The following is an 18,896-nucleotide window of genomic DNA, read 5'->3' on the forward strand; positions in this document are numbered from 1 at the left end:
ATAGATTAGGCTCGCATCGCCCCTGCCCGGCCTGCCCACGAATGTCTTCGCATTCACGCGGAACGGCGTAAACAAGATCCCTGCGTCTATGGAAACCGCGCCATGCCGAGAAAATTCGCCTGCCTGTGCCTGCTCGCATTGCTGCTGGCCGGCTGCCGCACCGGCCCGCAGCAACGGGCGCCGGAGAAGACCCTGCCGATCGAAGCGCCGTTGCCGCCGAGCGTCACGCCCGGCGAGTTCCTGATCGAGGCCGACAAGCTCGATACCTGGAACGCGCTCGGCCAGATCGCAGTCCGTACGCAGGGCGTCGAATACGACGGCCGGGCGCAGATGTTGGATCTGTACAGCCTGCGCTATCGCGGGGTCGCGTTCATGGCGCTTACCAAGTCGGTACTGTTGTCGGACACGATCAAGCGCACCACCACCCGGGTCACCGCGACGACGCTCGACGGCAAACCGATCGACAGTCCGCCGGTGACCGAGTTTCTCGCCCTGCTGCAGCGCGAGCTGCCGGCCGAGATCGAAAGCGTGCGCGCCAAGCAGGCGGCGCAAAAGAAGGCCAAGGCCGCCAAGGGCAAGACGAAGGCGAAGAAGAAAAAGAAGAAGTGAGCGGACCGGGTACGGGCCGCCGCGCCTGGGCCGCCGGCGTCGATCGCAGACGGCCTGCGCGGCGCTACCGGTTTCCGCGCTCCGCGTTGCCAACGTTCGCGGGGCACGGCGCCGTTCGGGTTGCGCTGCCACCTGCAGCATCTCCGAGTCGACCGTCCGCGCCCGCTCCGCCCCGGCGACGGTCTCGGCTGATCGTCCCGGCAGATCAATCTCGGCAGAGCAGTCTCGGCAGAGCTGGCTTGGCGGCTCCTGCCTCCCCATCGCAGCCCCTGCTGCGCGAACGGAACCTTGCCCGCGGTGCATCGCATGGCATCGCATCGGATGCGCTGCCCCGATTCGGCCGGGTTTTGCGTGTGCGGGATCGCCAGCGCACGCAGCGATCGCCGCCTTCGCACGCCGATGGGCTCAGTTCTGGTGGACTTCGATGCCGCCATCGAATCCGTTCGCCTGCGCGGCGGGGAAATTGCCCGGGAGCGCGCCGAGCACCGCGCCGCCGGCGGCGTTGCCGGGCGGCAGCGTCGCCGTGCCGTTCATCGCATTCGGCAGCGGCGGCACCACGAAGCCCGGCGGAAACGCCGCGACCGCGTTCGTCGGATAGGTGCCGATGTTCGCCGCGGCCGTCGCAGGCGATACATTGACCGGCTTCAGGATCCTCACCGCGCGCCAGAGGATGCGGATGAACTCGGGCGCGTACGAGTACAGGTTCTGGTTGTTGGTCGTGGCGACGTCCGAGAACGGATTCGCCGAGCTCTGCACGCAGTAGTACAGGCCGTACCAGGCATCGTGCTGGCCGTTGCCGCTGGTTTCGTACGCGTAGCTGGCGGCCAGGAAAGCGTCCATGTAGGCCTCGACCGTGGCATGGTTGGCGTTCGCTCCGGTGGTGAGCGGCACCAGGTTCTGCCAGGTGTTGCCGGGGCCGCCCCAACGGCCGTTGATCATGTGACCGCGGATCCAGGTGTTCGTATTGTCCTGGGTGAAGGTCAACGCCGGCCCGCCGACCAGCAACTGGTCCCAGGGTGCACCGACCGCGTTCGGTACGTTGTTGCCCTGCTGCCCCGGCATGATCAGGTCGGGGCCGAGGATGGCGGCCACGGCCGATGCGCCGAAGTTGGCGATCTGCCGGACCGCGACCGGCCCGGCTTGATACTGCGCGCCCAGGAAGATCGGCTGGTTGGTGCTCCAGCGCGGATTGTTCGGCGCGCCGGTGTAGACGATTCTGCTCATGATGGCTACCTGTCGGGTCGTGGAATCGGCGATCGAAACCGGATGCCGCACAGGACGCATCGCTTTGGCGATGCGCAGCGGTCCGAAGCGGCCGCCATCGCACCGTGCCCTCGCAAGGCACTGGAATACGGAGTCGTTCGACGGCACCGGCTCGCTCGGTAGAACGCCGGCTCCGTCGCGCTGTGAAATCGATGCGGCGCAACGGCCGCTACATCAGAGGCGACGCGCGCGGTGCGCGCATCCAGTCAGCGCAATGCCATCAACACCAAGCCGGTAAGGGCCAACACGGCGGTCCATACTCTGCTCGCCGCGACGCCGCTCAGGCGGTGGGCCTGCGCGGCGATGCCGCGCGATGCGGCCGCGGCGATTACCCCGGTGGTGACCAGGGTCGCTGCCATATGCACGGCGACGGCGGCGAATGCCAGGAGCAACGAGCCCGACGCGGTGATCTCACGCGCCGGGCTGCCGGACAGGCACATCGGCACCAAGGCCGGCACCAACATCAAGCCGCTGCCGTGCGCGCTCGCCATCAGGAACGACCACAGCGTAAGGCCGGCGCGGCCGGCGTTCGCGCGCTGCATTACGGGCGGCCTGGCGCCGCGCAAGCATCGGTATGCGGCCATGCCCAGCAGCAAGGCGCCGGCGACGCCCTGCACTTGTCCGGGCTCCATCTGCAGACCTTGCGCGAATGCATAGGCCACGATCGCGATCGACAGAACGTGTCCGATCGCGATCGGCAGCAGCGCACGCCAGACCTGGGTCCGGTCGCGCACGCCGCAAGCGACGGCGAACATCCAGCCGGTCGCCGGGCTCAGCCCGTGCAGAGCGCCGAGACCGGCCACCGCCAACCACGGCCACAGACTCGTCATGGCGCCTTCCTCGAAGCGGAGCGGACCTGCCCGGCGGACTTGGCCAGCCGACCGAGGCTCGCTGGGACCAGGCTCGCTCGGGCCAAGCCCGGTCGGACCGGGCTCAGTCGTGGTTCTGGCAGCACGAGCCGGTCGCCGGCGTCGTCGCCGGCTCGTAGCGGTCGTGATGCCGCACCCATTCCATCGGATAGCTCAACGCGTCTTCGTTGCGGCCCTTGGGCGTGAGATCGATCAGCGGATACGCGCCCATCATCACTTCCACGCCGCGCCCGAATCGCGAATAAGTGTGGAAGACCGCGCCCGCCTCGTCCTGGTAGAACACGCTGATGCCGGGCGCTTCCACGTGCGCGAACGGCTGCACGGTGTAGTTGTAGGGCACTTCGCCGCGGGCGATTTCGTCGGCGGAGAAACTGATGCCGAAATCGCGGTTGAAGTCGCTGCCATGCGACGACACCCAGTTGAAACGCCAGCCCATACGTTGGCGGAAACGTTCGATATCGGCCAGTGGCGCGCGCGATACCACCAGCAGGGTGACATCGCGTTGCGCCAGGTGCGGGTTGGCGCCGTCGTTGTGATCGGCCATGTAGGAGCAGCTCTTGCAGCCCTGCTCCCAACCCGGTGCGAACATGAAGTGCTGCACCAGCAATTGGCGGCGGCCGTCGAACAGTTCGGCCAGTCGGCGCGGGCCTTGCAGGGTATCGAACACATAGTCCTTGTCGATGCGCACCCAGGGCAATGCGCGGCGTGCGCTGGCGATCTCGTCGCCGAGACGGGTCAGTTCCTTTTCGCGCGCCAGCAATTTCAGGCGTTCGGCTATCCAGCGGTCCCTGGACACGACGGGATGATGCAGGGCGTTCAGTTCGGCAGTCAGAGTGTTCATGCTGTGCTCCCAGGCTCGAAGAGCCATCGGTTTTCGGTCAAAGCACCGCTCGGCCCGTAAGGCGATGGTGCATCCAGTACCCGGTGATCGAGGCGAGAGCGTCCGTCGACAGCGGCGTGCGTTCGCCCTGCTCGCAGAGTTCGTCTCGTAGAGTTCGTTCGTTTGTTGCGTTCGCAGCGCTGAATTCGCGGCGCGAGGCGGCCATAGCGCCGGCTCGGCCGCGGTCCGCTGCTCAAGGTCGGCCGAGCCGGCGATGCCGCTTCGCGATCCGCCGCCGGTGACGAGGACGGGCGATTGGTCCGCGATCGGGCCTGCGATCAGGCCGCGGCGCGTCTCGGGCGGCGCACCGCGCGGACTTTTCCGCTGCCCCCGCCGCCGCAATAGAACAGGTCGGCGCCATCGGATTCGAGCCCGCTGACGTTGATGCCCGGCGGCATTTCCAGGCGCTCCAGCACCGTGCCGTCGGCGGGATCGATGCGGCGGAGTTCGCTGTCGTCGCCTTCCCAGGTGGCGTGCCACAGCTCGCCGTCGACCCAGGTCACGCCGGTGACGAAACGATTGGACTCGATCGAGCGGATCACCGCGCCGGTTTGCGGATCGACCTGATGGATCTTGCGATCGCGGTACTGCCCCACCCACAGGCTGCCTTCGGCCCAGGTGAGCCCGGAATCGCCGCCGTTGCCCGGCGCCGGAATCGAAGCGACGACCTTGCCGGTGGCGGGCTCGATCTTGTCGATGCGCGCTTCGGCGATCTGGTACAGATAGGTGCCGTCGAAGGCGGTGCCGGCATCGCAGGCGAGGTCGAGCGAATCCATCGGCTCGCCGCTCGCGGGGTCGAATGCAACCAGTTTGCGCCCGGTGGCCGCCCACACCCGGCGGCCGTCGTGGGTCACGCCGCCGACGCGGTCGGAACCGCCGAACGGGCCGTATTCGCGCACGATCTCGGCGGTATGCGTGGCGATCTTGGAATGGTCTGGGTGGGTCTTGCTGCTCATGCCTGACTCCTCGTGGCGCAACCCGGATCGGCGCCGTGAAACGACTCTATTCAGTCGGCAACGCAGCGGGGAGTAACAAGATCGTCGTGAATCCGGCGAGCGGCGGCGCCAGCCAGCGCTGCGCCCGCGCGCGGCCGATCGAGCGCACCCGCCCGTCGGCTTCGAGCTCGGCGAGCGCGCGCTGGACCGTGCGCTGGCTCGCCGCCAACGCCAGCGACAAAGCCGAAGTCGACCAGGCCGCGCCGTCCGAAAGCAGCGCCAGCAGCGAAGCCTGCTCGCCGTCGATCGGCGGCGCCAGCACCGCCACGTCGCGTCCCTCCAGCGGCTTGAGCACGAAGCCGCGCGCGCTCGCCTCGATCTGCGCAAAACCGCGAATCAGCGAACGCAGCCGGCCGATCTCGACCCGCAGCCGCGCGCGGTGAGTCTCGTCGGGACGGCGGGTATGGAATACGCGTTCGATCAACACTTCCCGCTCGATGTCGCCCGGCCAGGCTTCGGCGAGCGCCAGCGCCAAGCCGAACAACACCGGCCGCCGCGTCAGCGCTCGCCACGCGCCGCCGGCGCGGATGCCGCGGCGGCAGGCGTCGACCACCAGCGTGTTCGACTGCAACAGCGCCGCGACTTCGTCGAGGCGCAGCGCTTGCTCGCCGTCGACGCCGAGCCGACGCGCGGCAGGACGATTCAGTGCCCGCCTCGCCTCGGTCACCTCGGCCAGCAAGGCCGGCACGCCGGCGCGAATGGCCGCCGTCTGGGCGCGATCGAGCGCCGCGCGCGCGACCTCGGTGTGCAGCGAACGCAGCGACAGTTCGGCCGAGGTCAGCTCGGCCATCGCCGTCAGCGACGGCGGCAGCGGCTGCGCGTCGAGCCTGGCCAGCGCGGCCGCGGCCTCGTCGAGCCGCCCGAGCAGCAGCCAACGGCGCGCCGCGATCAACCACGCCTGCCAGGCATTGGCGCGATCGGCGCGCGCCTCCAGGGTCGCCGCCGCGGCGATCAAGGCCCGCGGCGTCCCGCCGAGATCGCGCATCGCCAGCGCCACCTCGGCCTCGGCCACGACGCAGCGCGCCCGCGCCAGTTCTTCATGCCGGCCGAAACCGCGCACCGCGCGCCGCAACAGTTCGCGCGCGCGCGGATGCTCCCCGAGCTGGGCCATGGCGATGCCGCGCAGCGCCAGCGCCGGCGGGTCCTCGCGCAACGCCACCCGCTTGAGCGCACCGAGCGCATCGCCGGCGGCGAGGGCACGAGCGCAGGCGGCGATCAGGGAGTCCATCGGCCTAGGCTACCGTGCCTGCGTCCCGGCATCCTGCCCCGGGCCGGCAACACGGCGCCGCCCGGCCGGACTTCGACCGCAGTGCCGGCGCGGTCGGACCCATGCCGACACCGGCGGCCATACGCGTCCGCTCACCTCAAGCCGCCCGCCCACCGACGGTCGGGCCGGGCTGGGCTGGGCTGCTTCCGTGCCCCGGCACGGCCCCCGACGCGCTCGCCTATCTCACCAACGCACCCTCACGCCCAGGTTGGCCTGGCGCTGCCTGGCATCGCTGCCGTCCAGGCTCTCGCCGTAGGACAACACGCCGAACAAGCTGACGGATTCGCCCAACTCGGCTTCAACGCCCACATCGACGGTCGCCATCACACCCAGCTCGTGGTTCGGAAACGCTTGCGCTTCACCGGCGGCCGTGGGCGGCATGACGACCAGAGCGTTCTCCTTCTCACCCACGGTGTCCTGCACGCCAAGCGTCGCCCACGGACGTATTTGCGCACCGCCCGCGGTCTCGAACAGCCTGTCGGCGCGGACGGCCACTCGCGCCGTGCCCAACAAATCGTCGTCCATCGCCAACTGCTTGCCGCCGCTGTCGAGCTCGTCCTCCCACTGCATCGCGCTGGCGCTCAGGTTGACTTGCGGCTCGACGGTCCAGTCGTTGCTCAAGTGAAAGCGATGGCCGAGCTGCGCGCTCGCGGTCAGGCTGTTGCCGCCGATCTTTTCCTTGAAGCCGTCGGCGACAGCGATGGTCGCCTCCGGCAACTGGCCGACCAGGGTCATGTCGAGGTAGGCACCGCGCTTCCAGCTGACGCTGCCGTACATACCGGCCATCGGCGTATCGACGCGCACGTTGGCCTCGCCGATGCCCTGCAGATCGGTCGAATTGGCGCCGCTGGCCCAGTAGTTGCCGTGCTGGAACGCAACGAACACGCCGCCGCGCAGGGTGCGGGTCTCGCGATCCTGCAGCTGCGCGTCGACGCCGACGTACAGGCCGAGCGTGTCGCCGCTGAAGGCGAAGCCCGGATCGGCGCCCATCTCCAGCTCGCTGCCGGTGGCCGCCACCCAGAAGCCGTGGCAATCCCCCTCCAGCGACCAGTAGGCGCGCTCCATCTCGTCTTCGTGCGAGCCGCAGCGCGGGGTGTCGCCGCGCACGCCGGCCATGCGTTCGAACAGCAGGCGGTTGTTCTCCTGGGCCAGCGCGGCACCGATGCTCGGCAATACCGCGTAGCCGCCGATCTCCGGCAGGATGTCGCTGGCCTGGGTGTTGAGATACCAGCCATCGCCCTGGCGGTCGAAGGTCCACGGAAACACGCTGCCGTTCAAGCGCACCACGCCGTCGCTCGCGCCGGCGGCGGTGAAGTCGCCTGCGGTCGCGGCGCTGTCGTTCGGCGCCGAGATCACCCGGATCGAGGCCGGCTGTTGCGGGGTCTCGCTGCCGTCGCCGAGGAAGGTCACCGCGGTGTTGCCCACGACGTCGCCGCCGATGTCCAAACCGCCCGAGCTCTGGCCGCCCGGCGATACCGTCAGCGCCAGCGCGCCGCCACCGGTGTAGTTGCCGCTGATGCCGAAGCGGGCGCCGCCGACGCTGATCAGCCCCGAATTGGCCACGCTGCCGGTCAGGGCCGCGCCGTTCATGCCGATCAGTTGCGAAGTGCCGTCGATCGACAGCAGGCCGCCGGTCAGGTTCAACGGCGCGCTGAGGGTCAGGCGCGTACCGGTGAGCAGGTCCACGCGCTCCCAGTTGGACAGTGCGCTCACGTCGCTCTGGTCCAGGGTCATGCCGTGGAAGTTCACCCGATCCTCGCCGCCGGCGCCGCCGTCGAAGCGGGTTAGCCCGCTGAGCTCGCCGCCGCGGAAATCGGCGCTGTCGTTGCCGGCGCCGAATTCGAAGTGGCCGATCACCGTGCCCGACGATGCGAAGCTGTCGTTGCCGGCGGTGCCGCTGTAGAGGCCGGTGGCCTTCAGAGTCGCGCCGGCGGCCACTGTAGTGTTCTGCGCGGACACGCTGCCGGCGGCGGTGACTTCGAGCAGGCCGCCGATCACCTCGACGTCGATGAACGCCGACGGCCCGTTGATCTGCAGCGCACCGGCACCGGACTTGGCCAGCGATTCGAAACCCAGCATGCTGCCCAGCGGCACGCTGAAGCCGCCGCCGATGTCGGCCTCGAGCGTGTCGTTGCCGAGGCCGCCCTCGACCGTGCCGGTCGCGACGGTGGTTTCGTGGACGATGAAGCGGTCGTCGCCCGCGCCGAGCGCGAGCGCGCCGCTGCCGGTATCGAGCGTGCCGGCCAGGTCGAACACGTCGCCGCCGTCGCCGAAGTCGCCGGAGGCGAACAGGCTCGCGCCGGCCGCCACCTGGACGGTGTTGGTGCCGGCGCTGCCGGTCAGCACGGTCTGGCCCGCGGCGAGGCCTTGCACGCGGCCGTCGATCGCCAAGGTGGTGCCGTCGGCCATCGCCAAGGTCGGCGTCTGCAGGGTGCCGGCCACGCTCAGGGTGCCGCCGTTGAGGGCGGTGCCGCCGCTGAAGCTCTGGGTGCCGGTCAAGGTCGCCTCGCCGGCGTTGTCCTTCTGCAGGAACTCGAAATTGATCGTGTTGCCGGCATCGAAGCTGAAGGCGTTGGCGGTGTCGAGCACCACCGTGTCGCCGCTGCCGTGCGCGCCGCCGCTGACGACGGCGTTGAGCACGGCGCCGTCGCCGAGGGTCAGCACGTCTTCGCCGCCGCACAGATCGATGGTGCCGCTGCCGGACACGGTGCCCGACACGCTCATCGTGTCGTCGGCGGCGCCGCAACCGAAACTGCCGTCGACGTTCAAGGTCGCGCCGGCGCCGACCACGGTGGCCAGCGAACGGCCCGCGGTCGCGACCACGCTGCCGGCCGCGCCGATGTTCAGGGTGCCGCCGAGCACGCTGACTTCCTGCAGGTCGGTCGCGCCGGGGCCGGCGACGTTGAGCACGCCGGTGCCGGTCTTGGTGACGCCTTCGAAACTGGCCAGCGAACCCAGGTTCGCGCTCAGATTGATGTTGTAGACGCGCGTGTCCAGACCGGCGCCGCCGTCGATGGTGCCGAGCACGGTGGTGCCGTCGTGGACGACGAAGCTGTCGTCGCCGTCGCCGAGGAAGAATGTGCCGCCCAACGTGTCGAGGGTGCCGAGCACATCGAGCACGTCCTCGCCGGCGCCGAGGTCCCCGCTGGCCAAAGCCGAACCGTTGATGGTCACCGTGTTGACGCCGGCGCTGCCGGTGATCGCGGCGGCGATGCCCGCCCCTGCGTCCAGGCTGCCGTCGACGGTCACAGTGGTGTCGTCGTTCATCGCCACGGTCGGCGTGCTCAGCGCGCCGGCGATGGCCAGCTCGCCGCCGTTCACGGTGGTGCCGCCGCTGAAGCTCTGGATTCCGGTCAGAGTCGCGGCGCCGGTGTTGTTCTTCTGCAGGAACTCGAAATTGACCGTGTTGCCGGCATCGAAGCTCAGCGCACCGGCGTTGTTGAGCACCACCGTATCGCCGGTGCCGTGACCGCCGCCGTCGATGAGGTTATTCAACACCGCGCCGTCGTTGAGCGTAAGCGTGTCGTCGCCCGCGGCCAAGTCGATCGTGCCGCTGCCGGCGACGGTACCGGACACGTTCATCGTATCGGCACCGGCCGAGCCGGCGAAGTTGCCGTCGACGTTCAAGGTCGCGCTGGCGGCGACGGTGGTAGTGACCACGCCGCTGACGCTGCCGGCGGCGCCTATGTCGAGGGTGCCGCCGTCGACGTTGACGGTGGTGAAGGCCGAGGCCGCCGGGCCGTCGATGTTCAAGGTGCCGGTATTGGTCTTGGTCAGGGTCTCGAAGTCGATCGCACCGCCGAGGGTCGCGTTGCCGGCGAAGTCGGCGGTCAGCGTGTCGATGCCGGCACCGCCGTCGATCGGCGTGGCCAGGCCGCTCATGTCGGCGCCGTCCTGCAGGGTCAGATGGTCGTCGCCGTCGAGCATGTCGATGACGCTCGAGCCGCTGATGTGGCCGGCCACGGTGAAACTGTCCGCGCCCGTGGTGAAACCGAAGGCGCCGTCGACGATCAGGCTAGCGCCGTTGGCGACGATGGCGGTGTTGACGCCGCTGATGCTGCCGCCGGTACCGATGTCGAGCGTGCCGCCATCGACGTTGACGGTGGTGAAGGCCGAGGCGGCCGGGCCCTCGACGTGCAGGGTGCCGGTATTGGTCTTGGTCAGGGTCTCGAAGTTGATCGCCCCGCCCAGGGTCGCCGTGCCGCCCAGATCGGCGACGAAGGTGTCGGCACCGGTGCCGCCGTCGACGGCGTTGCTCAGTCCGGACAGATCGGCGCCGTCCTGGATCGTGAACGTGTCGTCGCCGTCGAGCAGGTGCAGCGCGCCGGTGCCGGCGACCGTGCCGGCGACGGTGAAGCGGTCGTTGCCGGCGGTGCCCGAGTAGCTGCCGTCCAGGTTCAGGGCCGCACCGCCGGCGATACTGGTGTTCTGGGCGACCACGCTGCCGGCGGCGCCGACGTTCAAGCTGCCGGCGAGTACATCGACGGTGACGAAATCGGAACCCGCCGGTCCGTTGACGTTGAGCGCGCCGACACCGGTCTTGCTGAGGGTCTCGAAGCCCTGCACCGCGCCGAGATCGGCGCTGGTCGCGATGTTTGCGTTCAGCAGGTCGGTGCCGGCACCGGCCACGACCGTGCCGACGAGGTTGGTGCCGTCGTGAATGCCCAGGGTGTCGTCGCCCGCGCCCAGGTCGAATGTCCCCGCCCCGGTGTCGAGGCGGCCGGCGACATCGAGAACATCGCTGCCGTCGCCCAGGCCGCCGTCGGCGAGCAGGCTCGCGCCCGCGGCGATAGTGACGGTGTTGCTGCCGGCGCTGCCGGCGATGGCCGCCGCGGCGCCTCCTGCGCCTTGCACGCTGCCGACGACGTTGAGCGTGGTCGCATCGGCCATCGTCAGGGTCGGCGTGTCCAGACTGCCGGCAACGGTGAGCGTGCCGCCGTTCAAGGCGGTGCCGCCGGCGAAGTTCTGCGTGCCGGTCAGGGTCGCCTCGCCGGTATTGTTCTTTTGCAGCAGTTCGAAGTCGCTGGTGTCGGCGGCGTCTAAAGTGAAGGCACCGGCGTTGTTGAGCAGCAGGGCGTCGCCCGACCCTGCTCCACCGCTGATCGCGTTGGCCAGCACCGCACCGTCGTTCAAGGTCAGGGTGTCGTCGCCGTCGCCCAGGTCGATGGCGCCGCTGCCGCTGACCGTGCCTGCGACGGTGAAGGTATCGGCGTTGCTGCCGCCGTTATAGCTGCCGTCGACGTTCAAGGTCGCGCCGCTGGCTACGTTGGTGGCCAGGCTGCCGCCCGGTGCCGGAGTGACGCTGCCCGATGCGGTCACGTTCAAGACGCCGGCCTGCACATCGACGGCGGTGAAATCCGAGCTCAGCGGGCCGTTGAGGTTGAGCACGCCGGCTCCGCTCTTGGCGAGGGTCTCGAAGCCTTGCACCGCGCCGAGGTCGGCGACGGTGGCGATATGGGTGTTGAAGGTGTCGTTGCCCGCGCCGGCCACGACGGTCCCGACGATGCGGGTGCCGTCGTGGATGGTCAGGACGTCGTCGCCGGCGCCGAGGTCGAACACGCCGGGGCCGGTGTCCAGGCGGCCGGCCACATCGAGGATGTCGTTGCCGTCGCCGAGATCGCCGCTCGCCAGCAGATTGCCGCCGGCGCCGACACTGACGGTGTTCGTGCCGGTGCTGCCGGTGAGGGTTGCGGTCGTCGCGCCGGCCGCTTGCAACGAGCCGTCGATGTTGAGCACGGTGTTGTCGGCCAGGCCGACCACCGGCGTTTCCAGGGAACCGTCCACGTCCAGGGTGCCGCCCAGGACGGCGGTTCCGGCGACGAAGCTCGACGCTCCGGTCACGGTCGCCACACCGGAGTTGGTTTTTTGCAGCACTTCGAAGTTGCTCGTGTCGCCGCCGTCGAAGGTCAATGCACCGGCGTTGTTCAGCACCAGGGTGTCGCCGGCGCCGGTGCCGCCGCTGACGACCGCGTTCAGCACCGCGCCGTCGTTGAGGGTCAAGGTATCGTCGCCGCCGCATAGATCGATGGTGCCGCTGCCCGATACGGTGCCGGACACGGTCATGCTGTCGTTGTCGGCGCCGCAGCCGTAACTTCCGTCGACGTTCAAGGTCGCGCCCGCGCCGACCGTAGTGGTGAGGACATTACCCGGGGCCGCGTTGACGCTGCCGCCCGCACCGATGTTCAAGATGCCGGCCGATACGTCGACCGAGGTGAAGTCGGAACTCAAGGGGCCGTTGACGTTGAGCACGCCGGCGCCGGACTTGCTCAGGGTCTCGAAGCCCTGCACCGCGCCGAGGTCGGCGACGGTCGCGATGTCGGTGTTGAAGGTGTCGTTGCCCGCGCCGGCCACGACCGTACCGACGATGTCGGTGCCGTCGTGGATGGTCAAGGTGTCGTCGCCGGCGCCCAGGTCGAACGCGCCCGCGCCCGTATCCAGACTGCCGGCCACATCGAGTACATCGCCGCCGTCGCCCAGACTGCCGCTGGCGAGCAAGGCGCCGCCCGCGGCCACGAGCACGGTGTTCGCGCCGGCGCTGCCGGTGATCGCCGTGGTCGTCCCGAACGCCGCCTGCACCGAGCCTTCGACCGACAGCGTCGTCCCGTCGGCCAAGGCCACGGTCGGGGTTTCCAGCGCGCCGGCCACGTTCAGCGTACCGCCGTCGATGGCGGTGCCGTCGCTGAAGCTCTGGCTGCCGGTCATGGTGGCGGTGCCGGCATTTTGCTTGGACAGACGTTCGAACCCGGTCGTGGTGCCGCCGTCGAAGGTCAGGTCCAGAGCATTGTCGATCACCAACAGATCGCTGCCGCCGACACCGCCTTCGATGCCTGCGCCGCCGAGCACCGCGCCGTCGGTCAGGGTGAAGGTATCGTCGTCGCCGCCCAGGCTCAATGCGGTCGCGCCGGAGTTCAAGGTGCCGCCCAGCATCACGACATCGCTGCCCGCTCCGAGATCGCCGTTGCCGTTCAATATCGCGCCGGCACCGATCAGCACGGTATTGACGCCGGCGTCGCCGGTGATCGCCGTCGCAGCGCCACCGGCCGCCTGCACGGTGCCGCCCACATTCAAGGTGGTGCCCGCGGACATCGCTATGCTCGGCGTATCCAGCACGCCATCGACATCCAGGGTGCCGCCCTGGATGGCGGTGCCTGCACTGAAGGCCTGGCTGCCGGTCAGGGTCAGCACGCCGGTGTTCTGCTTGGTCAGCATTTCGAAACCGGCCGTGCCCGAACCGTCGAAGCTGCGGGCGACGGCATTGTTGAAGACCAGGTTGTCGGCGCTGCCGGTGCCGGCATCGATGCTGGCGCCGGAGCCGATCACCGCGCCGTCGTTCATGACCAGGGTATCGTCGCCGGCCCCCAGGCCCAGGACACCGCCGCTGTATCCGCCGCTCAGGTTGAAGGTATCGCTGCCGTCGCCGAGATCGCCCTGTGCCGCGAACACACCGGTGCCGGCCATCGTGATGGTCTGGTTGCCCGAATCGCCGGTGATCGCGGTCCGGGTTCCATTGGGCCCTGTCAGCGAACCGGCTCCGGTTACCGCCAATGCGGAGGTTCCGGTCATCGCGACGGTCGGCGTCGTCAGCCCGCCCGTCAGTTGCAGCGTGCCGGCGCCGATCGTGGTCGCACCGATGCTGTTGAACGGCGAGGTCAGTACGCTGGTGCCGGTGCCGATCTGCGCCAGCGTGCCGGGACCGCTCAGCGTACCGGTGAGGGTAAGGGTGTCGCTGCGGTTGAGCGTCAGCGTGGAGGTGGGCGAATCCACGATCACATCGCCCGCGCCGACATTGCCGGTGGTGCCGCCGTTGCCGACCGTCAGGTTGCCGTCGTTGATGACGGTATTGCCGGTGAAGGTGTTGTTGCCGGTGAGTATCCAGTTGCCGCTGTCGTTCTTGGCCAAGGTGGTCCGACCGGTGCCGTTGTCGCCGATCGTGCCGCCGAAGGTGTTGGCGCCGGTGTTGGTGCCGCCGAGCGCGAGGGTGCGCGCGGTGTTGGTGCCCGACAGCACGACCGCGCCGGTGTTGGTGAACTGGATCGCGCCGGTGCCCGAAGACTCGATGAAGCTGACACCGGAGGTGAGCGTGAACAATCGGTCGGTGCTGTCGCCCGCACCGGTATAGCGCAAGGTCGAGCTGTTGCCGATCACCAGGTTGGAGGCGGCATTGGACGAGGCGCCCATGCTGCTGGCGACGCCGCCGTTGGCCATCTGGTCGACGCTGAGCACGCCGCCATTGATGGTGGTGACGCCGGTGTAGGTGCTGTTGTTGTTGGTCAGGCGCCAGGTGCCGGTGCCGGCCTTGGTCAGCGAGGTAGCGCCGGTGCCGTTGTTGTCCAGTTGCGCGGAGAACACGTTGTCGCCGGTGTTGGCGCCGGCCAGGGTCAGAGTGCGCGCGGTGTTGGCGCCGGCCAGGGTCACCGGACCGGTGTGGGCGAAGGTGACGGTGCCGGTGCCGGACGAGTCGATGGCTCCGCCGCTCGTCCCCAGGGTGAATTCGCGATCGGTGCTGGCGCCGGTGCCGACGTAACGCAAGGTACCGTTGATCGTCAGGTTGGTGGGCGCGGAACCGGAGGCGCCGATCGAACTGGCGACGCCGCCGTTGCCCAGGCAAGTGACGGTCAGGGTGCCGGCGTTGATGACCGTGGGGCCGGTGTAGCTGCTGTTGCAGCCGGTGAGCGCCTGTTCGCCGCCGCCGTTCTTGATCAAGCTGCCGGTGCCGCTGATGGCTCCGGCGTAGCTGCTGCCGCCGTTGGTGAGGGTCAGCACGGCGTCGCCCAGGATGATGTTTCCGCCGGTGGTGCCGCCGCCGTTGAGCGCGGTCACCGTCGTGTCGAAGCCGGCCAGATCCAGCAGCACCCCCGCGGTGTTGCTCAAGGTCATGAACCCTTGGGGGCCAAAGGCATTGTTCGTGGCCGCGCGCAGTATTCCACCCGTAACCTGGGTATTGCCGGTGGAGGTGTTTGTGCCGGACAGGACCAGGGTGCCCGCGCCGGCTTTCGTCATGGCGCCTGCGCCGATGATCTGGCCGGTGAACTGCAGCGTGGTGGCGGCGTTGGTCACGTTGATCGAGCTGTTGCCGCCGGCAAGCTGAAAGCCGCGATCGGTGGTGACGCTGCCACCGGTGTAGCTCAAACCGCCGCTGTTGAAGACCAGGTTGGTAGGAGCGCTGCCCGAAGCGCCGATGCCGCTGACGATTCCGCCGTTGGCCAGGCAGTCCACGCTCAAGGTGGCACCCTGCAGGCTGGTGGGGCCAGTGTAGGTGTTGTTGCAGCCATTGAAAGTCTGGGTGCCGCCGCCGGCGCGGGTGAGACCGCCGGTGCCGCTGATGGTGCCCGAGTAGTTGCCGCCGTCTCCGTTGATCGTCAGGGTGCCGGCGTCGAGGGTGATGTTGCCGCCGTTGACGCCGCCGCCGCTCAGCGGTCCGATGCCGTTGTTGAATCCGTCCAGATCCAGCAGCACCCCCGCCGTGTTGGCCAGGGTCATCGGTCCGTTGGCCGCGCCGAACGCCTGGGTCGAGCCGGCACGCAGAATGCCGCGGTTGACCGTGTTGCCTCCGCCGTAGGTGTTGGCGCCGGACAGCACCAGGGTGCCGTCGCCGTTCTTGGTCAGCCGGCCGCTGCCGACCACCGCGCCGCTGACGGTCAGGGTCGTCGCGCCGTTGCCGACCTCGATGGAGCCGTTGCCGGCGCCCACGGTGAAACCGCGGTCGATGCTCACCGTGCCGCCGGTGTATTGCAGGCCGCCGCCGGCGAGGACGAGGTTGGCCGATGCACTGGCGGCCGCGCCGATGCCGCTGGCCACGCCGCCGTTGGCCAGCGTGTCGACCGACAGCAGGCCGCCGCTGACGGTGGTGATGCCGGTGAAGTCGTTGCTGTCGTTGGACAGGGTCAGAGTGCCGGCGCCGCTCTTGGTGAAGTTGGCGGCGTCGGGGCTGGTGACCAGCCCGCCGAAGATCAGATTGGCGCCGGCATTGGTGACTTCGACGCCGGAGCCGACGATGGCGCCGGACCTGGTGAAGGTGAAACCGCGATCGCTGCTATCGCCTGGGCCGGTGTAGCGCAAGGTGGCGCCTTCCAGGCGCAGGTTGGCCGGATCGGCCGACGAGGCGCCGATGCCGCTGGCGGCGCCGCCGTTGCCGATGTCGGCGACCGCCAGCGTGCCCTGCACCACCTGGGTGGCGCCGGTGTAGGTATTGTCGGTGCCGGCCAGGGTGACCAGGCCGGTGCCTGCCTTGATGAAGCCGATGCTGCCGCCGTTGTCGACGATCTGCGAGGCGATGGTGAAGTTGCCGGTGCTGTTCTGCTGCACGCCCAATGCGCCGCCGACCGGGCCGGTGATCATCCCGCCGGTGATCAGTTGATTGGTGTTCACCACCGTGGGCGCCACGATGATGGTGCCGTCCACGCCCAGGGTCTCGCCCGGGTTCACCGTTACGGTGGTCGAGGTCGGCGCGGTGTAGCGCAGGCCGGCCAGCTGGACGCTGCCGCTCACCGCGCCGAAGAAGCCGTTCACGTCGGTGATGTATTCGTTGGCCAGCCAATTGGCGGCGTTGTCCTTGTCGGTGTAGTCGGCGTCGACGAAGGCGGCGATGTTGCCGCCTACCACCTTGGCATAGTCGGTGCCGTTGACCGTGGCCCAGCCGCCGAGCACGGTGTTGGTGGTGGTGATGTTGCCGCTGGTGGGCAGGTTGAAGTTGATCAGTCCCCCGGTGCGGGTGATGGCGCCCAGGTTGACGGTGAGACTGCCGCCGACGCCGGACCTGGCGTCGATGGTGTTGTTGCTGCCGGTGATGTTCAGGCCGTCGAAGGTTTGGCTGTTGCTTTCGCCGTTGGCGCCGACGACGTTGAGCCGGCCGCCGCCCAGGTTTAGGGTGGAACCGCTGCCGATGATGTCGCTGCCGGGGCCGCCGGCAGGGCTGAAGTCCAGAGCGAGGATGCCGCCGCCGATGGTGGTATCGCCGGTGTAGGTGCTGGCGCCGGTCAGGGTCTGGGTGCTGGCGCCCAGCTTGGTCAGGCCGCCGTTGCCGGTGATGCTGCCGGCGTAGGTGCCGGTGCCCCCGCTCGCGCCCTGCAAGGTCAGGATGGCGCTGCCCAGCGCCACCGTGCCGCCGCTGCCGGTGATGTTGGGCAGGGTCTTGTCGAAACCGTTCATGTCGAGCGTGCCGCCGTTGACGACGAAGCTGGTGGACGCGCCGAAGGCCCCGGCCGAGCCCGCGCGCAGCACGCCGCTGTCGACGATGGTGCTGCCGGTGTAAGTATTGGCGCCGGTGAGCACCCAGGTGCCGGCGCCGGCGCTGCGCAGGTTGCCGCCACCGGACACGACCCCGGCAAGTACGTTGGCGCCGCCTGTGAAAGCACCGCCGAGGGTAGCGGTGCCGCCGATGGTCGCCGGACCCGTCAGCGTCAGGGCGCCACTGCCGTTGTTGGCGAGGGTGCCTTGGCTGATGGTCCAGCCACGGTCGCTGCTGGCGGCGGCACCGGTATAGCTCAGCGTGCCGTTGCTGCCGATGCTGGTGATGCCGGTGCCCAGCGAACTGGCGACGCCGGTATTGCCGATCACGCTGGCCCTGACCGTCCCCGCGCCGGTGATGTTGACGCCGGCGTTCGTGTTGGCGTTACCGAGAGTGATGACCCGCCCGGCATTCGCCGCAAGTGCGACCCGGCCGCCGGAGATGACGCCCAGCAGCTCCAGATCGGCCGTTTGCGCAGCGAGCCCCGCCGTACCGCCTGCTGACTGAATATTGCCGGTCAGGGTCAGCGTGCCTGTGCCGGCGTTGGCGAGCCCCGCCGAGCGGTTGTCGATGGAGCTGATGAGCCAGTTGCGATTCGACGTATCGCCGTCGCCGATATACGAGTGGGTGGCGCTCGAATTGAGCGGATTCGACAGGGAGATGGTGCCGTTGGCGACCGTGGTGGGCGCGCCGAGAGCACTCGCCTCTCCCAAGTTGCGCACGGACGTGAAGGACAAGCCGCGATTGGCCCCGGTCGTGCCGGTGTAGTTATTGGCGTCGTTGTTCAGTGTATTGGCATCGGCCACGAAGAGGTTGCCGGTGCCGGTATAGAAGGCGCCGCCTACGCCGCCGCCCTGAATGCTCGTGGCTCCGGTGAGCGTTACCGTGCGCCCCGCCAGGGTGCCTCCGACGGTTCCGATGTTCAACGACCCGGTGACGTTGATGTTGTTGGTCGCGGCCCCGAGGCCGGCGGCGCCCGTGGCGATCAGCGCGCCATTGATATTGATGTCGCCGACGAAGCTGTTGGTGCCGCTCACGTTGAGCGCGCCCCCGTTGACGGTCATGCCGCCGCCGAAACTGTTGTTGCCCGACAGGATCAGCGTGCCGGTACCGGTCTTGGTCAATCCGCTGGTGCTGTTGATCGTCGAGGCGATGGTGGCCGTACCCGAGACCGAGATGGTCGGGTTGACCCCGCCCAGGGTCAGGGTGTTACCGGTGATTGTGTAGCCGCTGGTCTGGAACGTCATGTTGTGGACGGTGATGGGCCCGCCCAAGGTGACGGTGCCGGCGGTGCCGCCGAAGAAGGCGTCGTCCAGGGCCGCGTTGTTCCACACGCTGTAGGGGCCGCTCACGCCATCGTTGTTGGTGCTCCAGAAAGCATTCCCCGCATCCCAGATGCCGGTGCCCCCCAGACCGATCGAGGTACGGTTGACGTCCCAGTGCCGGTCCGCCGCTTGTGTCATCGCATACGGCGACAGCAACGCGAAGAACATGCCCAGTCGCAACGGCCAGCTGCATGCCGGCGGCGTGCCTTCGACCTGGTCTCGGTCGAGCGTCAACGCCAGCGTGCCCGCGCCCTTTCGCTTGTCGACCCCGCCGCCGCCCTTGCCGCGCGAGGTGGCGAGTTCGGAAACGACCACCCACGAGTTCAGCGCCTGCGACCAGAGGATGCGGAAAATGCGATTCATGTGTTTCTCCGTGTGAAGTCGCGCACGCCTGACGGCGAAGCCTTTGGGATACGTCGGTGATGACTCTTTGGATGCAGGCAATGCCGAGGTGCTGGATG

General features: G+C 68.9%; 7 protein-coding genes. 1 reads left to right on the forward strand and 6 read right to left on the reverse strand.

Annotated elements, in window-relative coordinates:
• Nucleotides 1-102: 102 nt before the first annotated feature.
• Nucleotides 103-609: a hypothetical protein gene (locus AC6CH2_RS05250; protein WP_498268274.1), complete on the forward strand. Its 507-nt coding sequence runs from the start codon at nt 103-105 to the stop codon at nt 607-609.
• Between the two features lie 405 nt (nt 610-1,014).
• Here AC6CH2_RS05250 and AC6CH2_RS05255 read toward each other — a convergent pair whose 3' ends face one another.
• The 6 genes from AC6CH2_RS05255 to AC6CH2_RS05280 all read right to left on the reverse strand — a co-directional run bounded on the left by AC6CH2_RS05255 (nt 1,015) and on the right by AC6CH2_RS05280 (nt 18,798).
• Entirely contained in the window at nt 1,015-1,833 is an 819-nt protein-coding gene (locus tag AC6CH2_RS05255) for a hypothetical protein (RefSeq protein ID WP_498268275.1), read from the reverse strand.
• Nucleotides 1,834-2,078: 245 nt separating this feature from the next.
• Nucleotides 2,079-2,702: a hypothetical protein gene (locus AC6CH2_RS05260; RefSeq protein WP_498268276.1), complete on the reverse strand. Its 624-nt coding sequence runs from the start codon at nt 2,700-2,702 to the stop codon at nt 2,079-2,081.
• Between the two features lie 103 nt (nt 2,703-2,805).
• Nucleotides 2,806-3,582: a DUF899 domain-containing protein gene (locus AC6CH2_RS05265; protein WP_498268277.1), complete on the reverse strand. Its 777-nt coding sequence runs from the start codon at nt 3,580-3,582 to the stop codon at nt 2,806-2,808.
• 317 nt (nt 3,583-3,899) lie between these two features.
• Nucleotides 3,900-4,577: a Vgb family protein gene (locus AC6CH2_RS05270; protein WP_498268278.1), complete on the reverse strand. Its 678-nt coding sequence runs from the start codon at nt 4,575-4,577 to the stop codon at nt 3,900-3,902.
• A 46-nt stretch (nt 4,578-4,623) separates the two neighbouring features.
• Nucleotides 4,624-5,844 carry a helix-turn-helix domain-containing protein gene (locus AC6CH2_RS05275; protein WP_498268279.1) on the reverse strand — a complete coding sequence of 407 codons (1,221 nt, stop codon included), beginning with the start codon at nt 5,842-5,844 and terminating at the stop codon, nt 4,624-4,626.
• 222 nt (nt 5,845-6,066) lie between these two features.
• A complete protein-coding gene (locus AC6CH2_RS05280) occupies nt 6,067-18,798 on the reverse strand; it encodes an autotransporter-associated beta strand repeat-containing protein (RefSeq protein WP_498268280.1) in 12,732 nt (4,243 codons plus the stop codon).
• Nucleotides 18,799-18,896 lie beyond the last annotated feature (98 nt).

It is taken from the genome of Lysobacter sp. GQ73, assembly GCF_059758755.1.

Coding starts and splice junctions, on each gene's coding strand:
- AC6CH2_RS05250 (WP_498268274.1), top strand. CDS start 103: ATGCCGAGAAAATTCGCCTGCCTGTGCCTGCTCGCATTGCTGCTGGCC.
- AC6CH2_RS05255 (WP_498268275.1), bottom strand. CDS start 1,833: ATGAGCAGAATCGTCTACACCGGCGCGCCGAACAATCCGCGCTGGAGC.
- AC6CH2_RS05260 (WP_498268276.1), bottom strand. CDS start 2,702: ATGACGAGTCTGTGGCCGTGGTTGGCGGTGGCCGGTCTCGGCGCTCTG.
- AC6CH2_RS05265 (WP_498268277.1), bottom strand. CDS start 3,582: ATGAACACTCTGACTGCCGAACTGAACGCCCTGCATCATCCCGTCGTG.
- AC6CH2_RS05270 (WP_498268278.1), bottom strand. CDS start 4,577: ATGAGCAGCAAGACCCACCCAGACCATTCCAAGATCGCCACGCATACC.
- AC6CH2_RS05275 (WP_498268279.1), bottom strand. CDS start 5,844: ATGGACTCCCTGATCGCCGCCTGCGCTCGTGCCCTCGCCGCCGGCGAT.
- AC6CH2_RS05280 (WP_498268280.1), bottom strand. CDS start 18,798: ATGAATCGCATTTTCCGCATCCTCTGGTCGCAGGCGCTGAACTCGTGG.